Genomic DNA, 24701 nt, shown 5'->3' on the forward strand with positions numbered 1-24701 from the left:
AGTGCCGCGCGCCGATCCCCCTCGTCCCATGACCGGTCTATCGTCGCCGCCGCGGCCTCACACCATGAGCCTGCTAGCATGCCCCATGCGCGCCCTCGCCACGGCATCGGCCCTCACCGCCCTGCTCGCCCTCGGCTGCCAAAAGCACGGCGACAAAGCCGGCGACGCCGAAGCCGGCGACGCCCATGGCGGCGAGCACAGCGAGCACGACGCCTCGACCAGCGATCGCGTCCCCGCCCTCCAGGCCCCGGCCGCGGGGATCCAGCCGGCCTTCATGGACGGCGCCATCGCCAGCGGCAGCTGCGAGCTCGCGCTGGCCCAGGACCTGCTCCACAGCCTGCCCCTCGGGCCCGCGGAGGCCCGCGACTTCGCGGAGCTCGGCGAGGTGATCGGGGCGGACCCACGCGTCGACGACCTCCTCGCCCACTTTGCGATCCCAGCCGACGCCCGGCTGAGCATCTCGATCCGCCCGGTCCTCGCTCACCTGCCCACGCTGCGCGAGCGCGCGACCTCCAAGGAGCTCGGCTTCGACGCGGGCGCGCGCCCAGACCCCGACCCCAAGCCGAGCGCCGCGCGCCCACAGAGCTGGACCCAGCTCGACACGCCGCCCCCCGAGGACCCAGCCCTCGCCGAACCGCCCAGCCCCGAGCAGCAGGCGGTCATGCGCCAGCTCGGGACCTTGGGGCTCCACGTCCGCGCCCACCTCCCGACCACGGACCCCGCTCGCCTCGAGCCACTGTTCGCAGGGCTGCGTCAGGCCTTCTCGCGCGTCCCCTCGAAGGCCCCCGGCCACCCGAGCGTCTGCGCCGCGCTGGCCCAGACCCACGGGCCGCTGCGCCTGTGCGGCAGCCAGGGCGAGGGCACGCTGATCGCCCGCGACGTCGAGGGTGGCGTGCGCTTCGACCTCTACCTGACCTTCGCCAGCGAGCGGATGCCCGAGAGCGCCGAATACCTCGCCGCGCTCGAGTCGGTCTCGAGCACCCCCCGAGCCAGCGCCGACCCGGAGGCCGCTGCCCTGCGCGGCGACTGCAACGCGCTGATCCACGCGCCGGCCATGGTCGAGACCATGCGCGCCAAGCAGCTCGCCAGCCAGCTCTCGCGCTGGATCGCGGCTGGCCCCAGCGCGGGCGAGCGCTACGCCAAGGCCGACGCCGCGCTCGCCTCGCTCCACGACACCAGCCGGCTCTTCGAGGGCGCCAAGCTCGAGCTGCGCGTCGACGACGGCCAGACCTTCGCCGAGCTCGCCTGGCTCCCAGCTCGCAGCGCCCCCGCCAGCGCCGCGGAGCTGTTCACCCTGGCCGAGATCGACGCCGACGTCCCCAGCGCGGCCGCGCTTTGCGAGGGCGCGCTGGTCTGCGGCCGCAGCCGCGGGCTGCCGGCCCGCCATCGCTTCATCCCCCTGACCACGGGCGTCTACGCCGACCCCGAGACCCTCTTCGACACCCTCGAGCGCTACGACGACGAGAGCACGCTGATCCTGCTGCTCGAGACCTGGCCCAACGCCCTGGGCACCCTCGGCCTGCTCCCCGGTCAGCTCGCGGAGCCGCCCGAGTCTTTCTTCATCGAAAACGCCCTCGGCGTGGCCGACCGCGCCCTGGGCTTTGGCGTGTCCGTGCGCAGCCTCCAGGAGACCCGCGGGAGCCTGACCGGCGACTGGGTCGGCTACGTGCGCAGCTCGGCCGTCGACCTCAACGCGCTCTCGGGCTTCTTGCAGCTGATCGACGTGCGCCTGAGCCCGGCGCAGATCCCCGACGTGCCCGGCCGCGTCGAGACCACCGTGCTCCCCAATCGCGACGTCGCCGGCAACTACTACGCGATCTTCGACCCCCAGGCGGACACCGGCAGCTGGGGCTGGGCGATGCTCGCCGACAGCGACGACCGCGTGCGCTGGCTCAGCGGCCTGCCACGTGACGACGGCGCCACCCCCCTGGCCTACGTGGAGATCCCGGATCTGTGGCGGCTGCTCAGCGTGTCGGAGAACTTCCGCGAGGAATTTGGCTTCGCCCAGCGCTGGCTGAGCCAACGCTGGATCCGCGCCCAGCTGTCGAGCTCGGGCGCCGCCCTCGGGCCGAGCTTGCGCGTGGCCCTGGGCAAGCTCTAGGAGCCCGTGGTGAAACCCAACACGACACCTCGCTTGGTCTTTTCGCCGAGTGCGTTGTCGCCAAAACTTGCAGTACGCCCGGTACAGCTGCGTTTTGGCTTCGCGCCCTCGACGAAAATCCCAGCGCCAGGAGCCGCGCTGGGTTCCACCACGGGCTCCTAGGGGGTGCGGTGCACAGGACTCGGGCAGCAGACCGACCCTGCACTGGATGTCCTTTTCGCCGCTGATTTTTTTGCGGTTCTCGTGATCCCGGGGCAGCGGCGCGGAACCACGGAGATGAAGCGCGCCGAACTGGCCGATGCCGGCCTCGCGCAGCGCGAAGAAAGACCCAACCGATGACCAACCGAATCAAGTTCTCGCTCCTGCTCTGCCCCTGCCTCGCGCTCTTCGCCTGCGATCAGGTCGACGACTTCGCGGATCTCGACGAGGCCGAGGCGCTCGCCGAGATCGCCGAGATCGCCGAACTCGGGGAGTGGCCGGTGCGGACGGCCTCGCCCCAGCCGAGCGCGGCCGTGGCCGGCCTCGACATCGCCCCGTCCAGCGCGGCGATCCCCGAGCAGACGTCGGCCTGCGGGATCACCAACAAGGCCAAGTCGCCCCACGCCGAGCACCTGATCGGCTGGGTCCGCTGGGCGATGTCACAGCCCCAGGACGGCCCGATCGCCGACTTGACCGGAGAGGACTGCGCGATGGGCCAGTCGGGTCCGTACTGGTACCTCGCGGGGACCTTCGGCGGGGCCGTGACCCGCGAGTGCGACATGCCGGCGGGCAAGAAGATCGTGCTCCCCCTCGTCAACCAATGGTGGATCGCCGCGCCCGAGTACTACCCGGACGAGGAGTCGGTCGCGGCTGTGATTCCCTACTTCCTCGACAGCTGGGCCGAGGCTCGGGCCAACACCTGCTCGCTGACCCTGCGCATCGACGGGCATGACGTCCGCGACAGCATCGAGGACTACGACGACGACTTCTACCTCGTCGTCGACGAGCCCTTCGAGGTCGACGTGGCCTGGGAGCTCGACTGGACCGTGGGCGGGCTGATGCCGTCGATCGGCGCCGGCTACTACGCGGTGATCAACCCGCTGCCCCCCGGCGATCACGTGATCGAGCTCGGCGGTGAGATCTGCGGCGACTCTCCGTTCTCGACGTCGGCGACCTACCAGCTTCACGTCGGGCCCTGAACGAGGGCGGCCGTCGCCCTCGGGGCCGCGGGCGAAGAGCCGCGCGTCGGTGAGGCCGCACACCTCGGTGTGGGCCCCGCCGACGCGCGCGCGCGCCCGGGTCCGCGCGGGGCCACCTCGACAAGGCTGCGAGCGACGACCATGCTGATCCCTCGCCTGCCATGACGAGCGAGCCCCACCAGCATCGGACGCCCCCGCGCCGAACATCGGCCATCGGCATCCGCATCCGCATCCTCGCGCTGACCGGACTGCTCGCCGGTGCGCTCGCCTGTCGAGACGAGTCAGGCTCGACCAGCGAGGCCCACGAGCCCGCGCGCGCCGCCTCGGCCTCGCCCGCTGCCACGTCCCCCCTCCCCTCCCCGGACAGCCACGACCCCAGCGCGCCGATGGCTGGCGCCTTCGCCCACGCCAGCCTCGACCCCCGCGCCCTCGTCCGCCTCGGTCGTCAGCTCCGCGGGGCCACGCTCGAGCGCGCGCGCTCGCCTCTGATCTCGGCCTTCACCGGCGTCGTCGAGCTGCTCGGCGCCAACGAGGTCGCCGCGGCCGAGGCCCGCCTCGCCGACCTCGGCCTCGACGCCAACGCCCGCATCTACCTGTCCATGCGCCCCCTCGACCACCGCCGCGCGGCGATCCGCAAGCGCCTGGGCGAGCTCGCCGGGGCGCCCGCAGACCACGGCCCAGACGACCCCGAGCGCGAGGCCGCCCTCGCCCAGCTGCGCAGCTGGGCGGGGACCTTGGGCGTGCACCTGCGCGCCGAGCTGCCAGCCACCGACCACCGACGACTGCTCGCGGCCCTGGCGAAGATCCCCAGCCCAGCTCGAGGCGCGGGAGACCGCGACGGAGCGCTCGACCCAGCGCTGTGCGCCGCCCTCGACCACCCGCCGCTGTGCATCGGCGGCCCGCGGCTGATCATCTGGGGCGGCGCCGACGATCCCCAGCATGGGCGGCTGCGCTTCGACGCGGTCTATCTGTTCCATCCGGGGGCGAGCGTCGACGAGCTCGGCGAGACCTTGCGCGCAGCCGAGCGCCGCGGTCAGCGAACGCCTGCGCAGCCGAGCGCCAGCGACGCGACGCCCACAAACACCACCCCCGAGCTCGCGCTCCACCTGCTCGCCGCCGAGACCCTCGCGCTGATCCAGACCGAGGCCGTGGCCGACGCGGCCGTGGCCGCCCACGAAGCTCGCCTCGACTATGGCGCCTATCTCCAGCGAGAGCGCGCCCTCACCCAGCTGCTCCCGCCCGAGCGCGACCTCGACGGCCTCGACCTCGAACTGCGCGTCGACGAGGACGAGCTCGAGCTCGAGCTCGCGCTGCGCTGGCGCCTCGCGAGCGCAGACGCGGCCGCCCACTTCGCCCCCATCGACGACCTCGGCCTCGACGCCTTGCCCAGCCTCGAGCAGCTGTGCGCCGACCAGGCGCCGGCCTGCGCCCGCGTCACCGGCTCGTCCGCCTTCCCCCGCTTCGCCTCCCTCGCCCGCGGCGGCTTCGCCGACACCACCACCGTGAGCCGCGTGCTCCGCCAGGCCGGCGAGCGCGGCCAGCTGCTGCTCGTCCTGGGCAGCTGGCCAAACCTCATGGGGACCTTTGGCGCCCTCGCCCGCGGCGACACCAGCGGGCTGATCAAGACCGCGAGCGCGGCGCTGATCCGCGACACCCTCGGCATCGGCTTCGCGTTGACCAGCCTCGGCGCCCAGACCCGCGCCGCCCCGCCCTGGGAGTGGGTCGTCTTCGCGCGCGTCGGCCCCGAGGCCACCGCCGCCGTCCACCCCCTCGCCAGCCTCGCGCGCATGAAGCCCGTCGAGATCTCCGGGATCACGGGAGAGATCGAGCGCGGCGAATTCGAAGGCGACGCGATCTACCTGGTCGACCAGCGCACGCACACGCGGCGCCCCGGCGGCTGGCTGCTCAGCGCCGACAGCGACGCCCGCGTGCGCTGGCTGTTGAAGCTCGACCCTGCCCCATCCAGCAGCGGCACGTACGAGTCCGACGCAGACGAGACTGCGGACGCGCAGCGCCTGTGGTCCATGCGTGCCCGCGCCCTGGGGGCCCTCGCCGCCGACGCCGAGCTCGGCCACGCCGAGGATCCGCACCTGCATGCCTGGCTCGACGCGCGCACGCTGAGCGTCGAGGGCGGCTTCGCCACCAGCGGGCCATGGACGCGGATCCACCTGCGCGCGAGCCCGTAACTGTGGCGCGTCACCAACGAATCAAGCGCCGCGAGAACGAACGCATGCAGATCGATCTATCCGGAAAACGCGCGCTGGTCACCGGCTCCACCCAGGGCATCGGCTTCGGCGTCGCTCAGGGCCTGGCGGCTGCCGGCGCCCAGGTCACCGTCAACGGTCGGCGCCGCGAGAGCGTCGACGCGGCCATCGCCGAGATCAAAGCCGCCGTCCCCGGGGCCAAGCTCGACGCCGCGGCCATCGACCTCGGCGACGCCGCCGGCTGTGCCGCCCTCGTCGCGGCGCACCCCGACTACGACATCGTCGTCAACAACCTCGGCATCTTCGGGCCGCACGACTTCTACGACATCCCCGACGAGGAGTGGACGCGCTTTTTCGAGGTCAACGTGATGTCCGGCGTCCGCCTGGCCCGCGCCTACACCAAGGCCATGGCCGAGCGCGGCTGGGGTCGCGTCGTGTTCTTGTCGTCCGAGTCGGCCTTCAACATCCCCGCCGACATGATCCACTACGGCTTCACCAAGACCGCCGTGGTCTCGATCGCCCGCGGCCTCGCCAAGCGCCTCGCCGGCACCGGCGTGACCGTCAACTCCGTGCTCCCCGGCCCGACCCTGACCAAGGGCGTCGAGGACATGCTCGCCGAGCAGGTCGCGGCCACCGGCAAGCGCGTCGAGGAGGTCGCCGTCGACTTCGTCGTCAACGAGCGGCCCTCGTCGATCCTCCGCCGCCCGGCCACGGTCGAAGAGGTCGCCAACATGGTCGTCTACACCTGCTCCACCCAAGCCTCCGCGACCACCGGCGCGGCCCTGCGCGTCGACGGCGGCGTGCTCGACAGCCTATGAAGCTCTCCGTCCTCGACCTCGCCCCGATCGTCCAGGGCGGCGACGCGGGCACAGCCCTGCGCAACGCCCGGGACCTCGCCCAGCACGCCGAGGCCCTCGGCTTCGAACGGTTTTGGATGGCCGAGCATCACTCGATGCCCGGCATCGCCAGCGCGGCGACGGCCGTGGCCCTCGGCTTCGTCGCCGAGGGCACGCGCGAGATCCGAGTCGGCGCCGGGGGGATCATGCTCCCCAACCACTCGCCGCTGCAGGTCGCCGAGCAGTTCGGCACCCTCGCCGCGCTCTACCCCGGGCGCATCGACCTCGGCCTCGGCCGCGCCCCCGGGACCGACCGCGCCGCCGCCATGGCCATGCGCCGCAACCTCAACGCCGACGTGGATCAGTTCCCCCGCGACGTCGTCGAGCTCATGGACTACTTCGCGCCGCCCGAGCCCGGCCGCCGCGTGCGGGCGATCCCCGGCGAGGGCCTGAAGGTCCCCGTCTGGATCCTCGGCTCGAGCCTGTTCGGGGCCCAGCTCGCCGCGGCCCTCGGCCTGCCCTACGCCTTCGCCTCCCACTTCGCGCCCCAGCAGATGATGGAGGCCGTCGCCCTCTACCGGGAGCGCTTCCGGCCCTCGATCCACCTCGACGCGCCCTACGTCATGCTCGGCTACAACGTCTTCGCCGCCGACAGCGACGCCGAGGCCGAGTTCTTGGCGACCTCCATGCAGCAGACCTTCGTGGCCCTGCGGACCACCGGCGAGGCCGGCGAGCTCCAGCCGCCCAAGCGCGGCTACCTCGACGCCTTGCCCCCGCGGGCCCAGGCGATCCTCGAGCACGTGCTCTCGTGCACCGCCGTCGGCAGCCCCGAGCGCGTCCGCGAGACCATGCGCGCCTTCATCGACGAGACCAAGGCCGACGAGCTCATCGTCACCTCTTCGATCTTCGACCACAGCGCCCGGCGGCGCTCCTACGAGCTCCTCGCCGAGGTCGGCGCCACGCTCTGAGCTCGGCCCACTCACCCGACTCGACCCGAGCGAGCTTCGCTCGACGCCGAATCGCTCGGCCCACTCACCCGAGCCCGCAGCTCAGCCCAGCTGCTCGGACCACTCGGCTTCCCTGAAGCCGATCAGCGCGAAGTCCTCGCCGACCACCAGCGGACGCTTGATCAGCTTGCCGTCCGCGGCCAGGCCGGCGAGGGCCTCGTCCTCGCTGGCCGTCTTCAGCTTGTCCTTCCAGCCCCCGCCCCGGTAGCTCTGCCCCGAGGTGTTGAAGAGCTTGCGCAGCTCGACCCCGGCCAGGCGCATGGCCGTCTTCAGCTTGGACTTGCTCGGCGGCTTCTCGACGATGTCGATGCTGCGGTAGGCCACGCCCTGAGCGTCGAGCCATTTCAAGGCCTTCTTGCAGGTCGAGCACTTGGGGTACTGGTAGACCTCGATGGGCTTGTCGGCGCTCACGGGCGACTTGTCGCCGATCCTCCCCCCCGCGTCCAGTGGATCGCCTCCCCGACTTTCGACCCCGGTGAGGGTACTGGCCCGCCGAGCTGGGCTCGCCCACGATCGGTGACAGTCAGTCGCAGTCCGAGTCCTGCTCGGGGGCTGGATCGACCGGGCTGAGATCGAGCTCGAAGGCGATGTCGCCGGACTCGGAGATCAGCGACCAGGTCTCGAGTTGGAGCTCTCGATGAAGCTCGGTCGTGCAGCAGTCCTCGCCCTCGTCCGAGCACGAGATCTCGCTGCTGTCGGTGATCTCTTCGGCTTCGAGGTGGCGGAGTCGAGCGCCACTCCACGGCCAGCTCCGCTCGTGTTCTCGCGTGCGGATCTCGACGCCCCGGTCGCCCGTGTTTTCTTGGTCGACGATGCTCGTCGCGCGCGCCATCAAGTAGGGGGGGCTGGTCACCGGCTTGCCAGAGATCGAAGATCGACCACTCCGATCGAGCAGCGTCGTCACAGGATTCGCAGTCGTAACAGTCGAGCTCGACTCTCAGGGCCACGCCACCTTTGGCTTGCTGCGCAAGCAGGCGCGCGCTCTTCGACTCGCAGTCGGCGTGGACCAGCGCGAAGCTGCGGAGCCAGCCGGGGCCCAGTTCAGCGCGAGCTCGTCTTCGAACCACGCGAGCTCGACCGTCGCGGGCTGTGCCCCTGTCGCCTGCGGGCCGATCTCCAGCGCACTCGAGCTCTCGTCGCTCTCGATCTCGCGCGCGGGGGGTCCGTCGAAGGTGGGCGGCGGCGGCGAGTCGAGCTCCCAGCAGCGGAGTCGCTCGCTCGCGAGCTCGACGCCGACGAAGGCGGGGCGCTCGCCGATGACGAGAGCGATGGCCTGCGAGCCCTCGAATGTCAGCCACGGGGTCGAGTTGCTCAGCAACGAGCATGCCGCGCCCTCGCCTTCGAGCGTGGTGAGCGAGCGACCGTCCACGAGCAGCTCGAGATGCCCGTCGCGCGGCTCGGCCCTGAGCTGGGGGAGCTCGGGGTCCGAGGCGGCGAGCCCGAGTCGCGCCCGCAGCCTGGCGGAGTCCGCAAGCCCGGCGACGGGCTTCGTGGGCGGCGAAGCTTGGGGGGCCGGGCTCTCGCTCGGATGACAAGCCACGGCCCCCGCGAGGCCGAGGGTCGCCAGACCCATCGAGGATCGCGCGAGCCGATGGTTGGTGCCTTCGACCATCAGGGGGACGATAAGGTACGCGGGTCGATCGGTGAACGGACCGAGCTCGCTCGTGGTCTGGCCGAGCTCGGGCTCGGTCCGCGGCCTCCTCCGCGAGCTCGGCCGAAGTTGCCCGGTCAGCTCGAGTTCGCCTTGTGTGCATGATCCGCCGGCCTCCCTCCTGCGTGGCACACGAGCTACACCGAGGAGGTGCGGCTCAACGGTCTCCCGTGGCAAGATCCCCGTGCTCGACGGCCGCGCGCGCGGACGCTGGAGCCCGAGCGCCCAGACCTGGGAGTAGACGACTCACCATGCAGCCCCTCCGCCTCGCGCCGACAGCCCTCGCCCTGCTCGCCCTCGCCTGCGCCAAGGATCCGGCCCCCGCCGCGGCCTACCAGGGCGAGCCCGCGGCCGTCGTCAGCGAGACCTGCGACCCCGCGAGCCTGCGCGACACCACCGAGGGCCGGGCCTGCGTGTTCATCGAGCGCTTCGCCAGCGGCGAGGGCCCCGAGGCCGCGCGCGGGCAGTGGGTGCGCGTGCACTACGTGGCCTTGCTCCCCGGCGGCGCCCAGCTCGACAGCTCCCACGGCGACAAGCCGCTCTACTTCAAGCTCGGCCACAGCAACGACGTGATCTCCGGGGTCCACGAGGGCGTCGAGGGCATGCAGGTCGGCGAGCGGCGCAGGATCACGGTCCCGCCCAAGCTCGGGTATCGCGGGCGCAAGCTGCCCGGGGTGCCGCCCGACGCCAACCTGACCTTCCTCGTCGAGCTCGTGGACCTCGCACAGGGCTGAGCCGGCCGGCGCCCGCGAGCGGGTGTAGACTGGGGCCCGTGACCAGCCACGATCTGCCCGACTGCGTGTTTTGTGGCTACAGCCAGGCCCCGGTGCACCTCGAGCTGCCCCGCTTTCGCGTGCGTCGCTGCCCGCACTGCGCGGTCATGTGGTGCGACCCCGCCCGCTTCGACGACGACTTTCACGCCGACGACGAGGCCGCCTACCTCGAGGTCGAGGCCACCGTCCACGGCGAGAACGCGGCGCGCCTGCATCAGCTCACCCGGCACATCGCCCCGCACAGCCACCCGCGCGTGCTCGAGGTCGGCTGCATGCACGGTGACTTCGTCTACCAGGCGCGCGGCGCCGGCTTCGAGGCCGAGGGCGCGGACCTCTCGGAGAGCGCGGTCGAGGAGGCCAACCGGCGCATGCCCGGGGCCGTCCGCTACGGGACCTTGGACGCGCACTACGGCGACGCCTCCCTCGACGTGGTCGCGGCCTTCAACGTCATCGAGCACATGGATCAGCCGGCACAATTCCTCGACGAGGTCCGGCGAGTGCTCCGGCCCGGGGGCGTGCTCATCGCCGAGACCCCGGCCCAGGAGAGCGTCTATCACCACGTGCTCTTTCTCCGCGGCCGCGTCCACGGGCGCCTGCAGCAGGGCCGCGAGGTCGACGTCGGCGTCCACCCCGGCACACACATCTTCAAATTCGGCCGCCGGGCCTGGACCACGATCCTCGGTGACCGCGGCTTCGAGGTGCTCGAGCTCGTCCCGCGCTCCACCCCGCTGCGCGAGCTCCTCGCCAAGAACAAGCGCAACCCCGTCCTGCGCGCGGGGATCGTCGGCTTCGGCCTGCTCGGCCGCGCCACGGGCTGGGAGAACCGGGTCCTGGTCGTCGCCAGGATGCGCTGAGCCGTGGGCTCCGGACCTGCATGGCCACGCCCGCGGGATCCTTCACGCCTGCGTGGATCGCCTCAAAATGCCCGCCAGCGCCGGACAAGGCCTGATTTCGGGTGTAAATTCCGATCCATGAGCGTCGCCATTCGTCGCGCAACGGCCGCTTGCGCCCTCTCGCTGATCGGCTGTGGTCGCACCGACGCCGTCACCTACGTCGACCCCGATCAAGAAGAGACCAGCTGGAGCTTCGAGGACACGGCCGACACCGAGACCGACATCGGCGAGCAAGAGTGTGGCAACGGCGTCGTCGAGGGCGACGAGGAGTGCGACGACCAAAACGAGTCGAACAGCGACGAGTGCCTCGACACCTGCGTGCTCAACGTCTGCGGCGACGGCTTCATCTACGAGGGCGTCGAGGCCTGTGACCCCGGCGAGGACGAGATCGGGCCCAACGAGGCCTGCGTCCCCGGCTGCGAGGTCAACGTCTGCGGCGACGGCTTCACCGGCCCCGGCGAGCAGTGCGACGACGGCAACCTGATCGACGGCGACGGCTGCAACAGCGACTGCACGACCGGGACCTGCGGCGACGGGATCGTCGACACCGGCGAGGACTGCGACGACGGCAACGCGATCGAGACCGACGCCTGCCTGAGCACCTGCGTCGCGGCCAGCTGCGGCGACAGCTTCGTGTGGGCCGGCAACGAGGAGTGTGACGAGGGCGCGCTCAACTCCGACAGCGCCGAGTGTACGGCCAGCTGCACCCTCAACGTCTGCGGCGACGGGGCCCAGTGGGAGGGCGTCGAGGAGTGTGACCCCGGCGAGGACGAGATCGGCCCGGGCATGGACTGCCTGACCGGCTGCGTGCTCAACGGCTGCGGCGACGGGGACCAGGGCCCCAGCGAAGAGTGCGACGACGGCAACGCCGACGACACCGACGACTGCACCACGCTGTGCACCCTCCCGACCTGCGGCGACGGCTTCGTGTGGGCCGACAACGAAGAGTGCGACGACCAGAACGCCAACGACGACGACGCCTGCCACAACGACTGCAGCCTGACGCGGATCACCCACGTGGCCATGGGCGGCAACCACACCTGCGCCCAGTACGACCACGGCAAGATCAGCTGCTGGGGTAACGGCGACGACGGACGCACCGGCTACGCCAGCGAGGAGAACATCGGCGACGACGAGCTCGCCCACAGCATGGGCTTCGTCGACGTCGGCGGCAGCGTGGCCACCCTCGTCACCGGCATCTCGCACACCTGCGCCATGCTCGACCAGGCCAACAACCCCGTGCGCTGCTGGGGCCGACCGACCGACGGCCAGCTCGGCTACGGCAACACCACGATCATCGGCGACGACGAGACCCCCGCGAGCGCCGGCGTCCTCGACCTCGGCGGCGTGCCCCTGCTCCTGCACACCGAAGGCGGCGCCTTCCACAGCTGCGCCGTGCTCCAGGGCGGCGACCTCGTCTGCTGGGGCCGCGAGAACGAGGGCCGGCTCGGCTACGCCCTCGGCGCCTTCTCCGAGGACGTCGGCGACGACGAGACCCCCGCCGAGCACGTCGACACCTTCGGCCCCGTGAACGTCGGCGGCACGGTCGAGCAGCTCGCGCTCGGCTTCGCCCACACCTGCGCCCTGCTCGACACCGGCGCGGTGCGCTGCTGGGGCGAGTCCAACAACGGCCAGCTCGGCTACGGCAACGCCAACGACATCGGCGACGACGAGACCCCGGCCAGCGCCGGCGACGTCCCCCTCGGCGGCACCGCCAAGCAGATCGCCGGCGGGTGGTTCCACAACTGCGTGCTCCTCGACAGCGACGAGATCAAGTGCTGGGGCAAGGGCAACGAGGGTCGCCTCGGCTACGGCAACGTGGCCTGGATCGGCCTCGCCAACACCCCCGCCAGCGTCGGCGCCGTCGACGTCGGCGGCACCCCCGTCGAGGTCGACGCCGGCTCGGCGCACACCTGCGCGCTGCTCGACGACGGGACGATCCGCTGCTGGGGCTGGGGCGCGCGCGGGCAGCTGGGCTACGGCAACGCGACGAACGTCGGCGACAACGAGCTGCCCTCGAGCGCGGGGGCGGTGGAGATCGGCGGGCTCGCGACCGACATCTTCGTGGACGGGAACCACACCTGCGCCGTGCGTGAGGACGGGCGGGTGCTGTGCTGGGGCGACAGCGGCGAGGGGCGGCTGGGCTACGGGAACCTGGACTTCATTGGCGACAACGAGGTCCCCGCCAGCGTCGGCGCGCTGCCGCTGTTTTGACCCCCTCGCTGCGTTGGCGACTGGGGCCATGCACGTCCGCCGCTTCGCGGCGAACGCCCCCTCGCTCCGCGAGGGGGATGGGCATCACTACTCTCACAACACCGCCAGAACCGTCCCCCACGGGAGCGTCACGCACCGTCGCAAGCCGATCGGCGACCTCGCGGATCGCCCTGTCCCAGTCGATCTGCGTGAAGCTGCCGTCAGCCTGCTCCGTAGCCCGGGCCCTCGACGTCTTGGGCGACTGGTGGACCTTGCTGATCATCCGCGAGGCCTTCTATCCATGGTGCTCACGGCCCTGCGCCAGTGGGCGGCCCGTGGAGCTCTGGCGAGGGCAAGGAGCCGATGGCGGTCATCGACCGCCGCTGTGATCGACCGATCCCCCGTCAGCGGATGCGCGGAGAAGATGGCGAGGTGCTGCGCGGGCGAGACCTCGAGTTTCGCCCGGGGCCGGGCGCGTCGAAGTGGACGCGGACGCGCTTCGCCGCGCTGCGCGAGCCCTCCGAGTGAAGCTCGACGGCGAGCCGGCCGCCCACCCGAGCGCTAGCCTGGAGGCGTGGAAGTGCACCCGGGGGATCACCCGCGTGCGCTCAAATGGCCGCTGCGCGTGCTTTCGCGCCGGATAACGGCCACTCCCTGCTAGTTCCTCGTCTGCCCCGGCCGATATCATCGTCAGCGTGAAAGCCACGCTCGTGCTCGTGCTCGCCTTGCTCGCGGCGCCTCAAGGCGAGGACTCGGTCGAGGCAGCGCGAGACCCCGAAGCGAGCGCAGTCGAGACGAGCACGACCGAGACGAGCGCGACCGAGGCGAGCTCGGCGAGCGCGAGCACCCAGCCCTCCGTGCTCGACGAGCCCCCGAGCCCCGCCCCCTTTCAGCTCGCGAGCCTGCCCTCCTTTCGCCTCGACGCCGGCGCGCGCATCCCCGTCGGCCAGACCACGCTGACCCCGACGCAGTTCACCATGCGCCTCGAGCTCGGCTACGACATGGTGCTCTCGCGCTGGGCGGACCCCACCCTCGTCAACATCCCCGGCCTCGGCCTGGCCCTGCGCCCGCACGCGGCCTTTCGTTACGATCACATGCCCCGGCTCGAGTCCCCGGCCCGGCGCCTGCTCGCCGAGCTCGGCCTCGGCGTGGGCTTGCTGATCCGCGACGCCTTCATCATCAGCTACCGCACCAGCGCCGTGCTCGGCGGCAGCGGCCACCTCGACACCTCCGCGCCGGTCTACGGCCTGCGCCACGGCCCCGAGTTCGGCATGGGCTTCATCCATCGCTGCGTCCCGGGCGCCAAGATCAGGGGCCTGGCCAGCGTGGGCGTGCTCGGCGTGTCGCTGACCCACGAGGTCCTGGCTCGCCCCGCGCCCGAGCAGGCGCTGGCGGTCACGGCTTGGTTCGACGGGATCCAGGCGATCGTCGGCTTCACAAACGGGATGTCCTTCGCCTACGGCACCCGCCGCTGCTGAGCCGCTGCCGAGCCAGCCCTCAGTCCACGCGCACGCTCGCCACGGCCGCCAGGGGCGCGCGCAGCATGCCCGTCCCGCGCTCGCGGCAGATCAGCTCGTCGACGTCGAAGCCCGCCTGCAACAGCGCCCGGCGGACTCTGTAGAGCAGCACGTTGAAGTCCGTCTCGTCCTTGGCCGCGTCCTCGGGCCAGATCGCCCGGCACAGCTCGCCGACGCCGACGAGCTCCCCGGGCGTGGTCGGTGGCCGCGGCGAGATCAAGGCGCGAACGAGGGCGAAGCGGCGCGGGGCGAGGTAGACCGAGCGCCGCTCGCCGCCACGGCCGAGGTGCAGGGCGCCGCCTCGCTCGTAGCGCTCGAGCGAGAGCTCCACGGGGCCGTCGTCGAGCCGAGTGCTGCGCTCGAGCTGCGTCGCCGTGGCGACGATCTCGAGCCTGCGGCCGCCGAGCTCGAGGCCCTGCTCGGGGGCCATGCGCACGAGGCCCTCGGCGTCGAAGCCGGCCTGCTGCCCCGCGCGCAGCAGCTTGGGCGCCGCGAGCTCGGCGATCAGCGCTCGCTCGGCGTCGTGGAGGCGCAGCGCCGAAGGTGGCCAGTCGGCGACTCGAAGGTCGTCGCTCGGCCCGCTGCCGATGGTGAAGGGGGTCTTGCGCATGCCGATCGCCGGGCCGCCGTCGAGGCGCAGCAGCCAGCGCGCGCGCCACTTTCGCTGCGGAAGCGCGCGCAGCCAGGCGAAGGCCCGCCCGCCGATCTCCACGAGCTCTCCAGCCTTGGCCAGGTGCTCGCCCTCGAACTCGACGCCGCCGCAGCGGGTCGCTCGACGGCCGAGCTTGACCAGCTCGACTCCCTCGGCGCGCACGTGCAAGAGCAGCTGGCGGCGGCTGACCGCCGGATCATCGAGCACGATGTCACACGCGGCGCTGCGACCGACCACCGTCACCCCAGGGCGTAGGGCATAGTCACCGCCCGCCTCGAACTCCAGTCGCCACGTTTTCATCCAATCCGACGCTAGCGAGGGCGGCTTCGCGCTGTCAACGAGACCCGCGAGCGGGGCGAGGCCTGCCCCGCTCGCAGGTCGGCTCGCCCCGAGCCGCGCCCTTCGTCAGCGCGTGGGCACCCCCGACACCGAGATCACCAGCTTGCCAAAGGCCGAGCACAGCGGCGCCTGGTTGCGGCTCAGATAGCCCGAGAGAATCCTCGTCGGCGTGCTCGCCCAGGTCTTCCCGTCACTCGAGCGCGCGACATGGATGCCGCCGTGGATGTCCCCGATGAAGGACAGGTGCAGCTCGCCTCCGTGGTAGGCGAGGCCCAGGGGGCTGGCCGTGGTCCAGTCGCCAAAGAGCCGGGTGTAGCTCCCGTCGTTGCCGGTGAACACACAGGCCGCACCGTCCTCGCGGACGGCCGCGATCGCCAGCTTCGAGCCGTCGGTGGCCAGCGTCGGCGCGAGCTTGGTCGTGAAATCGGGGATGGTCGCGACGCCCCCGTTGATCAGCTCGAAGCTCGGCAGGCGGACGTAGGCGACGTGCAGTCCCCCGCTGAGCCCGGTGTGCGCGACCATGATGTCCTCGCCGAGCCCGACGAGGGCCACGGCGTGCTCGGTCTGCCAGTCGGCGAAGTGGTGGACGTGCCACGCGTAGTTGTCGTAGTAGCCGAGGTAGACCGTCTTGTTCTTGCCGACGATCCCGGCGACGATCCTGTCGCCATAGGTCGTCAACGCGACGCTGTCATGGGTCTCCCACTCGTCGTGGAAGATCCGCTCGAGCGCCGCGAGCTTCGAGGTCTCGATCGGCGCGCGCCCGTGGAGGATCTCGTCGCTCCCCACGCCCACGTAGGCGCCCCAGAGCTGGCCGGTCATCGGCTGGAGGCTGACGGGGTGACGCGTGCGCCAGCCCCCCGCGGCCAGGGGCTCGAGCGCGCTGGGCCAGCTGTGGCCGTCCTCGCTGAGCGCCCGCCCGGCGTAGGTGCCCTCCCAGGGCTTCCACCCGGCCGCGGCGTCCTCGACCCAGATCTTGCCGTAGCGCGCGCGGACGACCCGATCCGTGGTCACCACCCACGAGTGATCCGAGTTGCTCGAGAACGAGGCGAACATCCTCCCGGACTCGCTGAGGATCAGCAGCGCCATGTCGCTCGCCCCCGAGATCGCCGCCCAGCCGCTGGGGCTGAGGTAGTTCAGCGGGTTCTCGGTCGTCTTCTCGGCCACGGCCGCGTAGTCCCCCGGGCCGATCTCGATCGCGTCGCTCTTGAAGGCGTCCATGGCGTTGAGCGCGTCATCGAGGGTATCGGCCGTCAACCCGAAGCTGACCGCCTTGATCGCGGCGATCAGGCTCGAGATCTTGACGACGTCGTCGATGGTCCCGGCAGCGGCCGCCGCCGAGGCCACCGAATTCAGGCCGGTGAGCAGCGAGGCCCCCGCAGCGCAGAGATCGGCGATCGCCCACCCGGTGTCCGGCGCGACCACGACGTAGATCTTCTCGCGGAGCTTGTTTGCGACGTGAATTGTGTTTCCCATGGCCAAGCACTCTGGGCCGCGCGCGCTGGCCAGACCATGACATCGACCTTACGCCTCCGTCGCGCTCGACCCCGAGTGGGGCACACCCCACCCCGCGGCCAGGCGACGCTCGTGCTCGACCCACGCTATGAGTTCGACATCGCCGACTCCGAGACAACCCGGTCGAGCGAGGTCGGGCCGCTCTCGCCGAGGCTCCCGCTCCCCGAGCAGCTCGGTCACTTCCGCGTGCGCCGGGTCCTCGGCGAGGGTGCCATGGGCGTGGTCTACGAGGCGATCGACGAGGACCTCGATCGCCGCGTGGCGATCAAGCTGGTCCGCCCGACCTCGCGCTCGCGCCAGCGTCAGCGCCGACTCCTGCGCGAGGCCCAGGCCATGGCTCGGCTCACGCACCCGAACGTGGTCGTCGTCTACGAGGTCGGGAGCGTGGGCGAGCAGGTGTTCATCGCCATGGAGTACGTCGAGGGCCCGACCCTCGAGCGCTGGCTGAGCGAGGGCGTGGGCGAGGGTGGCTGGGAGGCGAGCTTGCGCCTGTTCGTCCAGGCCGGGCGAGGCGTGCACGCGGCCCACGAGGCCGGGCTGGTCCACCGCGACTTCAAGCCGGAGAACGTGCTGATCGGCGACGACGGGCGCGTCCGGGTCGCCGACTTTGGCCTCGCCCTCCCCGAGCTCGAGCTCGAGCTCGAACCTGGGCGCGCCGAGGGCCCGCGGCCACGCGCCGACGCGCTGACCAAGACGGGCGTGCTCGTCGGCACGCCGGCCTACATGGCCCCGGAGGTCCTCGCGGGCGGGCGCGCCGACGCGCTCAGCGATCAGTTCAGCTTCTGCGTCGCGCTCTACGAGGCGCTCTATGGCCATCGCCCCTTCACCGGCGTCGACCTCCCCGCGCTGCTCGCCGACATCGAAACCAGGCGGCTGCGCCCGCCCTCTCGCGCGCACCCGGTCCCGAGCTGGGTGCACGCGGCCCTCGTCCGTGGCCTCGGCGCTCGCGCGGGGCGCTGGCCGTCGATGGAGGCGCTCCTGCGCGCCCTCGATCCCGACCTCCGCGCGCGCCGGCGAGCGCTGGCCATCGGTGGAACGCTGAGCGCGGCGACCCTCGCCATCGCCACCGCGGCCTTCGTCGGGCTCGGCGGACAGCCCGAGCTCTGCGAGCGCGCCGGCGACCCGATCCCCCTGTGGACCGAGGACACCCGCGCCGGGCTGCGCGACGCCCTGCTCGGCCTCGAGCTCGCGGACCCCCAGGCCACCGCCCTCGCCGTGGACGCGCGCCTCGACGCCTACGCGAGCGAGTGGCAGGGCGCGCGCGAGCAAAGCTGTGAGGCGACCCGCGTGCTCGGCCAGCAGTCCGAGGCGCTGATGGACGCGCGCATGCGCTGCCTCGACGGACACGCCCGCGAATTCGAGGCCCTCGTCGGGGTCCTCCTCGACGCCGACGCTGCCAGTCCCGAGCGCGCGGCCAAGGTCGGGCAGCGAGCCGTGAGCGCGGCCGAGTCACTGCCCGCGCTGAGCCGCTGCGCCGACCTCGACTACCTCACCGCCGAGATCCCGCCGCCCCCTCCGGCCGTCGCCAGCGAGGTCGCGGCCGGCTACCGAGCGCTCAGCGAGGTCCGGGCCCTCGAGCGAGCCGGGCGCTTCGAGGACGCCCGCGCCGAGGTCGAGGGCCTCGCCGCGGCCGCGGCCGAGAGCGCTTACTCCCCGCTGATCGCCGAGGTCGAGCTCGCCCGCGGGCTGATCTTCGACGACCTCGCCGAGGCCGACACCTCGGCCGCGGCCTACGAGCGCGCCTACCTCGAGGCCGAGGCCCACGGGGCCTTCTTCGTCGCCCAGTCCGCGGCCCTCGCCCTCACCCACGTCGTCGGCTATCGCCAGGGCGAGGTCGAGGCCGCGCTGCGCTGGGCCGACCTCGCCGAAGCCAAGATCCGCTACACCGGCGACGATGCCTCGCGCGTCGAGCTCGCCCTCAACCGCGGCGAGGCGCTCGAGAGCAGCGGGGACTACAGCGCCGCGCGCGAGGCCTACGCCGAGGCCCTCTCCCTGCACGAGGGCGCCGCGAACCCGAGCCCGCTGCTGCGCGCGGAGATCCTCGACGACCTCGGCCTCATCGAGCTCGAGCTCTCCAACTACGAGCTCGCCCAGGCCCACCTCGAGCGCGCCCAGGCGCTGTGGACCGCCGAGGTCGGCCGCGGGCACCCTCTCGCGGGCCGCGGCCTCAACAGCCTCGGGGCCCTCTATGTCCGCACCGGCCGCTACCGCGAGGCAGGCGAGGCCTTCGAGGGCGCGCTGGACATCTGGATCGCCAGCAAGGGCCCGCGCAGCGACGACGTGGCCGCGATGCACAACAACCTCGGCGTCATCTATCGCGTGCTCGAGCAGCCCGAGCGCGCCCGCGAACACCTCGAGCGCGCGCTCGAGATCCGCGAGGCCAGGCTCGGCCGCGAGGACCTCCAGGTCGCCCGCGTACTCGACAACCTCGGCAGCCTGGAGCTCGAGCGCGAAGACCACCGCGCCGCGCTCGAGATCTATGGCCGCGCCCTGGCGATCTCCAACGGACAGCTCGAGGCCGACGACCTGCTCATGGCCCGGCGCCTCCAGGGCCTCGGCCTCGCCCAATTCGGCCTCGGCCAGATCGAGCCCGCCCGCGCCTCCTTCGCCCGCGCGCTCGAGATCCGCGAAGCCCGGCTGCCCGCGGGCCACAACTTCATCACCAACGTCCGCGCCCCGCTGATCGCCGCGCTCCTCGAGCTCGGCCCAGCGCACCTGGGCGCGGCCCGACGCCAGCTCGACCTCGCCCTCGCCGAGAGCCGCGATCGTCCGCCCGAGGAGGCCGCCCGCTGCGTCGTCGGCCCCGTCCACGCCCGCGTGCTCTGGGCGGAGGGCGACCACGCTCGGGCCCGCGCCGTCGCAGCGGAAGGGCTTCGTGACTGTCGGACGAACGACCCGCAAAACAACGAGCGGTCCGCGGCGCTCGAGGGCTGGCTGGCGGCGCACCCCGACGAGTGAGCGTCACAGGCGCCAAGCTCTGGCGATGCCCCGAGACCAGGACGGCTCGAGAGCTGGCCACCGTCGTGGACAGCGAAATTCCATCAGCACTCGAACTCGGGCTATTCTGGTCGACATGGCGAGGGCAGCGTCAGCCAGGAGGCGAGTGTCTCCAGCAGTCCTGGAGTGGGCCAGAGCGCGCGCCATGCTGAGTCGCGCCGACGTCGCCAAGCAGCTGAATCGCAAGACCATCGACGCGAGCACAATCGAAGGCTGGGAGCGAGGAGACGGCGGCCCCTCGGAAGCACAGCAGCGCCGTCTCGCCGAGATCTTCCGCATCCCCGAGCGCTGGCTCCACTACGACGAGCCGCCGCGCGTCTTCGATGACCTCGGCATCGTCGACTTCCGAACCAGCAATCAGCGCCCCCTCGCGGTGCTCTCACAAAACCTCCGGGGAGCGATCGAGCACGCCCTGGCGATACAGACCTGGGTCGCCGAGTATCGCTCCCACGAACGAGACAGCCCGGTCACCCTCGTCGGGGCCATGTCCGAGCGCGCTCCGGCACAGGTAGTGGCCGACTATCTACGAGCCGCGCTCGAGCTCGAGACCCTGCGCGAGTCGGCCAGCGACGCCGATGAATTCTTCAAGGCGATCCGAGCCAAGCTGGAGACCATGGGGGTGCTCGTCCTTCGCATGGGCCAGGTCTCCAACAAGACGCGGTGGTCCCTGGATCCCGAGGAATTCAAGGGTTTCACGCTGATCGACGAAGAGCAGCTCGCGCCAGTCATCTTCATCAACCGCAAGGACCTCGACGCGGCCCAGCTCTTCACCTTGGGCCACGAACTCGCCCACCTCGTGACCGGAGGCTCTGGCGTGTCGAACGAAGACATCGCCGACTTCGACGAGGACAAGCCCGACATCGAACGCTTCTGCGACGAGGTCGCCGAGGCGCTACTGCTGCCCACGGACACCTTCGAGCGTGCGTGGGGAAGCCAGACCAGGAGGGAGCTGGACTCGAGCCACCTCCAGCAGGTCGGCACAGCGCTGAAGGTGACGCCGCTGCTCGCGGGTCGGCGCGCGGCCTCCCTACACCGCGCACAGCCACACGATTTCGGCCGCTTCGTCGCCAGCTTGCGGCGCCAGCCAAAGCCGCCCAAGAAGTCCGGTGGCTCGCCATACAACAGCTACCCTTCCTGGTATGGGTCGGGGCTCACCCAGCTGCTGGCCTCGGCGGCGACGACTGGTACCCCCTCGGCGTCGGACGCCCTGGAGCTCCTCGGCGTCCAATTCGATACTGCGCTCAGGCTCGCTCAGCCGAAGCGAGCTCGGGCGCGCCAGCAAGAGGAGCCCGAGCCCGAGCAGAAGCTCCCCCGGATGGATGCCTTCCCCCTCATCGCGCTCGACGACTCATGGCGCAGCAAAGGGAGGCAGTGAGCGTGGCTTATTCCATCGACACCAGCTACTTCGTGAATGCTTGGAAGATTTGGTACCCCTACGACACTTTCCCCCGCGTGTGGACGGTCCTCGCGTCCGCAGCGAGCGGAAGACAACTCTTCGTCATCGATCGAGTCTACGGGGAGCTGCGCAAGCAGGTGCCTGATCTCGTTACTTTCCTCGATCTCCATGCTCCTGGCTGGTCCAGAAAGACTTCGGGAGATCCAGCGATGAACTCGGCGCTGACGCGCCTCGAGTCGGATCTGCTCGCGGGGAAGGTCATCCGCGACTACCCACCGCAAAACGTCCGCAGATATCTCGGCGTCGCGGACCCAGCGATCGTCCTGCACGCGGACCTACACGGCCACGTCGTCGTCTCCAACGAGCTCTCGGATCAGTACACCAAGAAAGGATCCAAGCTCCCCGACCTGTGCCAACTCCGCGGGGTTCAGCACGCCACCCCTGCTGCATTTGCGGCGATCTGGGGCCACACCTTTCGAGTGAGCGCTCAGCCTCCCCCCGCCGGCGCCTCATGCCAAAAATACTCGTCGATGCGGCGCACGAAGTCCGACTCGCTCGGCGGCTCGTGGGCCCACGCCCTATTCTCCTTGCCGTCCGGTTCGACCAGCCGAAAGGACTTGGGTCGACCGCGCGTGGTCGCGCTGTCGACCTCGTAGATGACGTACTCCCCCTCGAGCACCGTCATCCAGCAGGACTCCACGTGCTTGTTGGTGTTCGAGCGGCGGCTGCCGTCGGCGGTGGGCTCCAGCTCCCCGCGCGTGAAGTCCCCACGGGTAGCGGCCACCGTGAGCGTGTACTCGACACGAAAGCCCGTCGCGGTCCAGCGGATCGGGACCTCGACCTCGGCCTCGCAGGTCGCGTAGCTCGACGCAGCGCTCGTACCTTCTGGCCGGTCGAGATAGCGCACTCGAAAGCGCGCCAGATCGCCCACGAAGTCGATGACCGTCTCCCCCATGAGGTTGTCGCCCTCGGGCGAGAACTCGTAGGCGTAGGCGCCGTGGACCAGCGCCGGAGACAGCTTCTCCGGGCTCGCTTCGACGATCGCCGCGGGCGGCGGCTCGGGGCACGCCTGTGGCTCGGGCTCGTCGAGAGAGGCGCTCGGCTTGCAGCCCACGCACGCCAGGGCTGCGAGGCAAAGACCTGTGAGACGCGAGCCTTGCCAGTTCGAGTCGGGCGATGTCATGGCCGGGCGATGCTAGCAGCACCTCGGGATCACCGCACATTTGAAGCTGGGCTCAGCCCGCGAAGCCTTGCTAGGCTCGCTCCGATGCCCCGCCGGCTCCCGCAGCGCGCCCCTTCGGCCACCGCGCCCGCCCGCGGCCGTCGGGCGCGTCGCTGGGATCGCCTGCTCTTCGCGTTGATGGCCACCGGCGGCGTGGTGTTCTTCGAGCCAGCCCCCTTCGACCTGCTCGCGGTCTTGCTGCTCGCCGCCGCCCTCCTCGCTCGCCGCGTCCGCCTCGACACCAGCATCCTGCTGCCCTCGGCGCTGCTCGGCCTGTTCTTGCTGGCCAACGCCTTTTCGCTGCCCGCGGTCACCTCGCTGAACGTGGCCCTGCGCTTCGCCGCGATCACCCTCTACCTGCTCGCGCTGTGGCTGGGTCTCGTCGGGCTGATCCACGACGAGTCCCAGCCGAGCTGCGCGCCGCGGATCCACGCGATCATGGGCGGCTGGTCCGTGGCCATGGTCGGCTGCGGGGTGCTCGGCGTGGCGACGAGCCTGGGCCTGCTGCCCCTGGGCGAGCTGATGCTCCACAACGGCCGCCTCAACGGCCTGTTCAAGGACGGCAACGTGTTCGGGGCGTGGAGCGTGCCGATCGCCGTCTACGCCCTGGCCCGGCTCATGGCCCTGCACGGGCGGCGGCGCTGGTGGTGGCTGGGCTGCCTGCTGGTCGCGGCGCTGGTCATCCTGCTCACCTACTCGCGCGGCGCGTGGATCAACTTCGCGCTCTCGGCCGCGGTGTTCTTCGCCCTGCGCCTGCTCTCGGTCGGCTCCCCCCGGGCCAAGCTGATCACGATGATCGCCCTGCCCGTGGCGATCGTCGCCCTCGCCGCGGCGCTCTTCGAGGTCCTCAGCCTCGACGCGGTCCAGGACATGCTGGCCATGCGCCTGAAGATGCAGTCCTACGACACGCACCGCTTCGCGACCCAGGAGGAGGCGCTGCTGACCAGCCTCGAGCACCCCCTGGGCATCGGCCCCGGCCAGTCCGAGCACACCTTTGGTCGGGCCACGCACAGCACCTACGTGCGCACGCTGATCGAGAACGGCTTTTTGGGCCTGCTCTCGCTGACCGCCTTCATGGTGCTCTCGGGCGCCCGCGCGGCCTGGTACGCCATCGACGCGGCCGACGACGAGGAGCAGCTGCTCTGCGCCGCGATCGCGGCTGGGATCGTCGGGCTGCTGGTCGAGAGTCTGGTCATCGACAGCATCCACTGGCGCCACGCCTTCGTGATCCTCGCGCTGGCGTGGATGCCCCTGCGCGGCGGGGCGCTGCGCCGACGCGCGGGCCAGGGACACCCGAGCCACGGCGGCGGGGGCCGGCTCAGCGCTCGAAGCTGAGGTTGGCGACCCAGTCGGCGAGCACCTTGGCCTCGGCGGGGCTGAGGTCCGCGGGCAGGGCGACGCGGACCTCGAAGTCGGCGCGCAGGCGATGGACGTGCTCGATCCCACCGCCGACGCTCGCCGCGGGCGCGGGCGCGGGTGCTTCCGACGTGGCGACCGCCGGCGCGCCCTGGCTCCCACGCTTGCGCCGACCCTTGCGCTTTTGCTTGGCGGGCTCGCCAACGGGCTCCAGCGCCGCGGCATCTGCTGCTTGCGCTGCTTCAGGGCCCCCATCTGCGCCCTCGGCCGCGACCTCCTCGAGGGCCGACGAGGCTTCGCCCGCGGCAGCCACGGCGTCTGGCTCTTCGTCCTCGCCAGAGCCCGCGTCCGCGTCCGCGTCTTCCTCGAAGAGCGAGAGCTCGCTGCGCGCCGCCTTGGCCTTGGCCTTGGCCTTTGGCTTGGCCTTGGCCTTGCTCTCGGGTGCAGACGCGGCCGCCGGCGCGGCGGGCTCGAGCGTCGGCAGCTCGGAAAGATCGCCCTCCTCCACCCCCTCGGCCAGGGCCTCGGGATCCACGGTCCACTCGAGGCGACTCGGGTGGCCCTTGCGCCCGACCTTGAACTCGCCGACCCCCGCGCCCTCGAGGGCCCGCAGGGCGTCCACGGCTTCGCGGCGGCTCACCCCCTCGAGGGCCGCGACCGCGTCCACGGTCGTCCGCGGCTCGGCGGCGAGGTCTCCCTCGCGCATCGCGTCGAAGAGCTTGGCCACAGCCGGCTTGGAAGACAGGAGATCGCTCAGGACTCTGTGATTGACGCCCATGACGGCGGCCAAAGGTATCTCAGCCCACGCCTTTGGGCCAGGCTATTGGGTCGGCCGCGCTGAACGCGGGACATCGAAATGGTGGGCAATTCGTTT

The 24701-nt window shown here is 71.4% G+C and carries 22 protein-coding genes; 15 read left to right on the plus strand and 7 right to left on the minus strand.

Annotated features, from left to right (window positions below; translation table 11 throughout):
* The first annotated feature begins 64 nt into the window (after nucleotides 1–64).
* The 5 genes from G6O69_RS04990 (at nucleotide 65) to G6O69_RS05010 (ending at nucleotide 7287) form a co-directional block, all read left to right on the plus strand.
* Nucleotides 65–2101: a hypothetical protein gene (locus G6O69_RS04990; RefSeq protein ID WP_176396635.1), complete on the plus strand. Its 2037-nt coding sequence runs from the start codon at nucleotides 65–67 to the stop codon at nucleotides 2099–2101.
* A gap of 335 nt (nucleotides 2102–2436) precedes the next feature.
* Entirely contained in the window at nucleotides 2437–3279 is an 843-nt protein-coding gene (locus G6O69_RS04995) for a hypothetical protein (protein WP_172302386.1), read from the plus strand.
* Nucleotides 3280–3440: 161 nt separating this feature from the next.
* Nucleotides 3441–5465 (plus strand): hypothetical protein, encoded by a 2025-nt coding sequence (locus G6O69_RS05000; protein ID WP_172302387.1) that lies wholly within the window; start codon nucleotides 3441–3443, stop codon nucleotides 5463–5465.
* 44 nt (nucleotides 5466–5509) lie between these two features.
* Nucleotides 5510–6301 (plus strand): SDR family oxidoreductase, encoded by a 792-nt coding sequence (locus tag G6O69_RS05005; protein ID WP_172302388.1) that lies wholly within the window; start codon nucleotides 5510–5512, stop codon nucleotides 6299–6301.
* On the plus strand, nucleotides 6298–7287 hold the full coding sequence (locus G6O69_RS05010; protein WP_172302389.1) for an LLM class flavin-dependent oxidoreductase: 990 nt from the start codon (nucleotides 6298–6300) through the stop codon (nucleotides 7285–7287). The genes G6O69_RS05005 and G6O69_RS05010 overlap by 4 nt, the downstream gene beginning before the upstream one ends.
* Nucleotides 7288–7368: 81 nt before the next feature.
* Here the strand turns inward: G6O69_RS05010 and G6O69_RS05015 are convergent, their stop codons facing one another.
* The 3 genes from G6O69_RS05015 to G6O69_RS05025 all read right to left on the minus strand — a co-directional run bounded on the left by G6O69_RS05015 (nucleotide 7369) and on the right by G6O69_RS05025 (nucleotide 8938).
* Nucleotides 7369–7737 carry an arsenate reductase family protein gene (locus tag G6O69_RS05015; RefSeq protein ID WP_346017004.1) on the minus strand — a complete coding sequence of 123 codons (369 nt, stop codon included), beginning with the start codon at nucleotides 7735–7737 and terminating at the stop codon, nucleotides 7369–7371.
* 112 nt (nucleotides 7738–7849) lie between these two features.
* Nucleotides 7850–8179: a hypothetical protein gene (locus G6O69_RS05020; RefSeq protein WP_172302390.1), complete on the minus strand. Its 330-nt coding sequence runs from the start codon at nucleotides 8177–8179 to the stop codon at nucleotides 7850–7852.
* A gap of 84 nt (nucleotides 8180–8263) precedes the next feature.
* On the minus strand, nucleotides 8264–8938 hold the full coding sequence (locus tag G6O69_RS05025; RefSeq protein WP_172302391.1) for a hypothetical protein: 675 nt from the start codon (nucleotides 8936–8938) through the stop codon (nucleotides 8264–8266).
* Between the two features lie 31 nt (nucleotides 8939–8969).
* Here G6O69_RS05025 and G6O69_RS05030 point away from each other — a divergent pair, with 31 nt between their 5' ends.
* The 7 genes from G6O69_RS05030 (at nucleotide 8970) to G6O69_RS05060 (ending at nucleotide 14314) form a co-directional block, all read left to right on the plus strand.
* Nucleotides 8970–9218, plus strand: coding sequence for a hypothetical protein (locus G6O69_RS05030; RefSeq protein WP_176396636.1), 249 nt, complete (start codon nucleotides 8970–8972; stop codon nucleotides 9216–9218).
* A gap of 10 nt (nucleotides 9219–9228) precedes the next feature.
* Entirely contained in the window at nucleotides 9229–9711 is a 483-nt protein-coding gene (locus tag G6O69_RS05035; RefSeq protein WP_172302392.1) for an FKBP-type peptidyl-prolyl cis-trans isomerase, read from the plus strand.
* 38 nt (nucleotides 9712–9749) lie between these two features.
* Nucleotides 9750–10604, plus strand: a complete 855-nt coding sequence (locus G6O69_RS05040; RefSeq protein WP_172302393.1) for a class I SAM-dependent methyltransferase — start codon at nucleotides 9750–9752, stop codon at nucleotides 10602–10604.
* Nucleotides 10605–10721: 117 nt separating this feature from the next.
* Entirely contained in the window at nucleotides 10722–12857 is a 2136-nt protein-coding gene (locus G6O69_RS05045) for a DUF4215 domain-containing protein (protein WP_172302394.1), read from the plus strand.
* Nucleotides 12858–13045: 188 nt separating this feature from the next.
* The gene (locus tag G6O69_RS05050) at nucleotides 13046–13225 is read left to right on the plus strand and encodes a hypothetical protein (RefSeq protein WP_176396521.1); all 180 of its coding nucleotides are present in this window, start codon (nucleotides 13046–13048) and stop codon (nucleotides 13223–13225) included.
* Complete coding sequence (locus G6O69_RS05055) at nucleotides 13200–13364, plus strand: hypothetical protein (protein WP_176396637.1); 165 nt, start codon at nucleotides 13200–13202, stop codon at nucleotides 13362–13364. Before G6O69_RS05050 ends, G6O69_RS05055 begins: the two co-directional genes overlap by 26 nt.
* Nucleotides 13365–13531: 167 nt before the next feature.
* Nucleotides 13532–14314 carry a hypothetical protein gene (locus G6O69_RS05060; RefSeq protein ID WP_172302396.1) on the plus strand — a complete coding sequence of 261 codons (783 nt, stop codon included), beginning with the start codon at nucleotides 13532–13534 and terminating at the stop codon, nucleotides 14312–14314.
* 19 nt (nucleotides 14315–14333) lie between these two features.
* Here the strand turns inward: G6O69_RS05060 and G6O69_RS39320 are convergent, their stop codons facing one another.
* Together G6O69_RS39320 and G6O69_RS05070 are read right to left on the minus strand one after the other, a co-directional pair.
* Nucleotides 14334–15305: an FHA domain-containing protein gene (locus G6O69_RS39320; RefSeq protein ID WP_172302397.1), complete on the minus strand. Its 972-nt coding sequence runs from the start codon at nucleotides 15303–15305 to the stop codon at nucleotides 14334–14336.
* A gap of 105 nt (nucleotides 15306–15410) precedes the next feature.
* Nucleotides 15411–16817: a hypothetical protein gene (locus tag G6O69_RS05070; protein ID WP_172302398.1), complete on the minus strand. Its 1407-nt coding sequence runs from the start codon at nucleotides 16815–16817 to the stop codon at nucleotides 15411–15413.
* A gap of 111 nt (nucleotides 16818–16928) precedes the next feature.
* Here G6O69_RS05070 and G6O69_RS05075 point away from each other — a divergent pair, with 111 nt between their 5' ends.
* Nucleotides 16929–19814: a serine/threonine-protein kinase gene (locus G6O69_RS05075; protein ID WP_172302399.1), complete on the plus strand. Its 2886-nt coding sequence runs from the start codon at nucleotides 16929–16931 to the stop codon at nucleotides 19812–19814.
* Between the two features lie 115 nt (nucleotides 19815–19929).
* Nucleotides 19930–21228 carry an XRE family transcriptional regulator gene (locus tag G6O69_RS05080; RefSeq protein WP_255215700.1) on the plus strand — a complete coding sequence of 433 codons (1299 nt, stop codon included), beginning with the start codon at nucleotides 19930–19932 and terminating at the stop codon, nucleotides 21226–21228.
* A 508-nt stretch (nucleotides 21229–21736) separates the two neighbouring features.
* Here G6O69_RS05080 and G6O69_RS39790 read toward each other — a convergent pair.
* Entirely contained in the window at nucleotides 21737–22432 is a 696-nt protein-coding gene (locus G6O69_RS39790) for a hypothetical protein (protein WP_255215701.1), read from the minus strand.
* Between the two features lie 84 nt (nucleotides 22433–22516).
* On the opposite strand from G6O69_RS39790, the gene G6O69_RS05090 reads away from it, so the two are divergent.
* The gene (locus tag G6O69_RS05090) at nucleotides 22517–23806 is read left to right on the plus strand and encodes an O-antigen ligase family protein (protein WP_172302402.1); all 1290 of its coding nucleotides are present in this window, start codon (nucleotides 22517–22519) and stop codon (nucleotides 23804–23806) included.
* Here the strand turns inward: G6O69_RS05090 and G6O69_RS05095 are convergent.
* Entirely contained in the window at nucleotides 23790–24605 is an 816-nt protein-coding gene (locus G6O69_RS05095; RefSeq protein WP_172302403.1) for a hypothetical protein, read from the minus strand. The two genes, G6O69_RS05090 and G6O69_RS05095, sit on opposite strands and share 17 nt — an antisense overlap.
* Nucleotides 24606–24701 lie beyond the last annotated feature (96 nt).

This window comes from Pseudenhygromyxa sp. WMMC2535 (assembly GCF_011083025.2).

Excerpts from the sequence above, each read along its gene's own strand:
- G6O69_RS05000 (WP_172302387.1), top strand. The coding sequence starts at position 3,441 with ATGACGAGCGAGCCCCACCAGCATCGGACGCCCCCGCGCCGAACATCG.
- G6O69_RS05070 (WP_172302398.1), bottom strand. The coding sequence starts at position 16,817 with ATGGGAAACACAATTCACGTCGCAAACAAGCTCCGCGAGAAGATCTAC.
- G6O69_RS05035 (WP_172302392.1), top strand. The coding sequence starts at position 9,229 with ATGCAGCCCCTCCGCCTCGCGCCGACAGCCCTCGCCCTGCTCGCCCTC.
- G6O69_RS05080 (WP_255215700.1), top strand. The coding sequence starts at position 19,930 with ATGGCGAGGGCAGCGTCAGCCAGGAGGCGAGTGTCTCCAGCAGTCCTG.
- G6O69_RS04990 (WP_176396635.1), top strand. The coding sequence starts at position 65 with ATGAGCCTGCTAGCATGCCCCATGCGCGCCCTCGCCACGGCATCGGCC.
- G6O69_RS05045 (WP_172302394.1), top strand. The coding sequence starts at position 10,722 with ATGAGCGTCGCCATTCGTCGCGCAACGGCCGCTTGCGCCCTCTCGCTG.
- G6O69_RS04995 (WP_172302386.1), top strand. The coding sequence starts at position 2,437 with ATGACCAACCGAATCAAGTTCTCGCTCCTGCTCTGCCCCTGCCTCGCG.
- G6O69_RS05025 (WP_172302391.1), bottom strand. The coding sequence starts at position 8,938 with ATGGTCGAAGGCACCAACCATCGGCTCGCGCGATCCTCGATGGGTCTG.
- G6O69_RS05055 (WP_176396637.1), top strand. The coding sequence starts at position 13,200 with ATGGCGGTCATCGACCGCCGCTGTGATCGACCGATCCCCCGTCAGCGG.
- G6O69_RS39790 (WP_255215701.1), bottom strand. The coding sequence starts at position 22,432 with ATGACATCGCCCGACTCGAACTGGCAAGGCTCGCGTCTCACAGGTCTT.
- G6O69_RS05095 (WP_172302403.1), bottom strand. The coding sequence starts at position 24,605 with ATGGGCGTCAATCACAGAGTCCTGAGCGATCTCCTGTCTTCCAAGCCG.
- G6O69_RS05010 (WP_172302389.1), top strand. The coding sequence starts at position 6,298 with ATGAAGCTCTCCGTCCTCGACCTCGCCCCGATCGTCCAGGGCGGCGAC.
- G6O69_RS39320 (WP_172302397.1), bottom strand. The coding sequence starts at position 15,305 with ATGAAAACGTGGCGACTGGAGTTCGAGGCGGGCGGTGACTATGCCCTA.
- G6O69_RS05090 (WP_172302402.1), top strand. The coding sequence starts at position 22,517 with ATGCCCCGCCGGCTCCCGCAGCGCGCCCCTTCGGCCACCGCGCCCGCC.
- G6O69_RS05005 (WP_172302388.1), top strand. The coding sequence starts at position 5,510 with ATGCAGATCGATCTATCCGGAAAACGCGCGCTGGTCACCGGCTCCACC.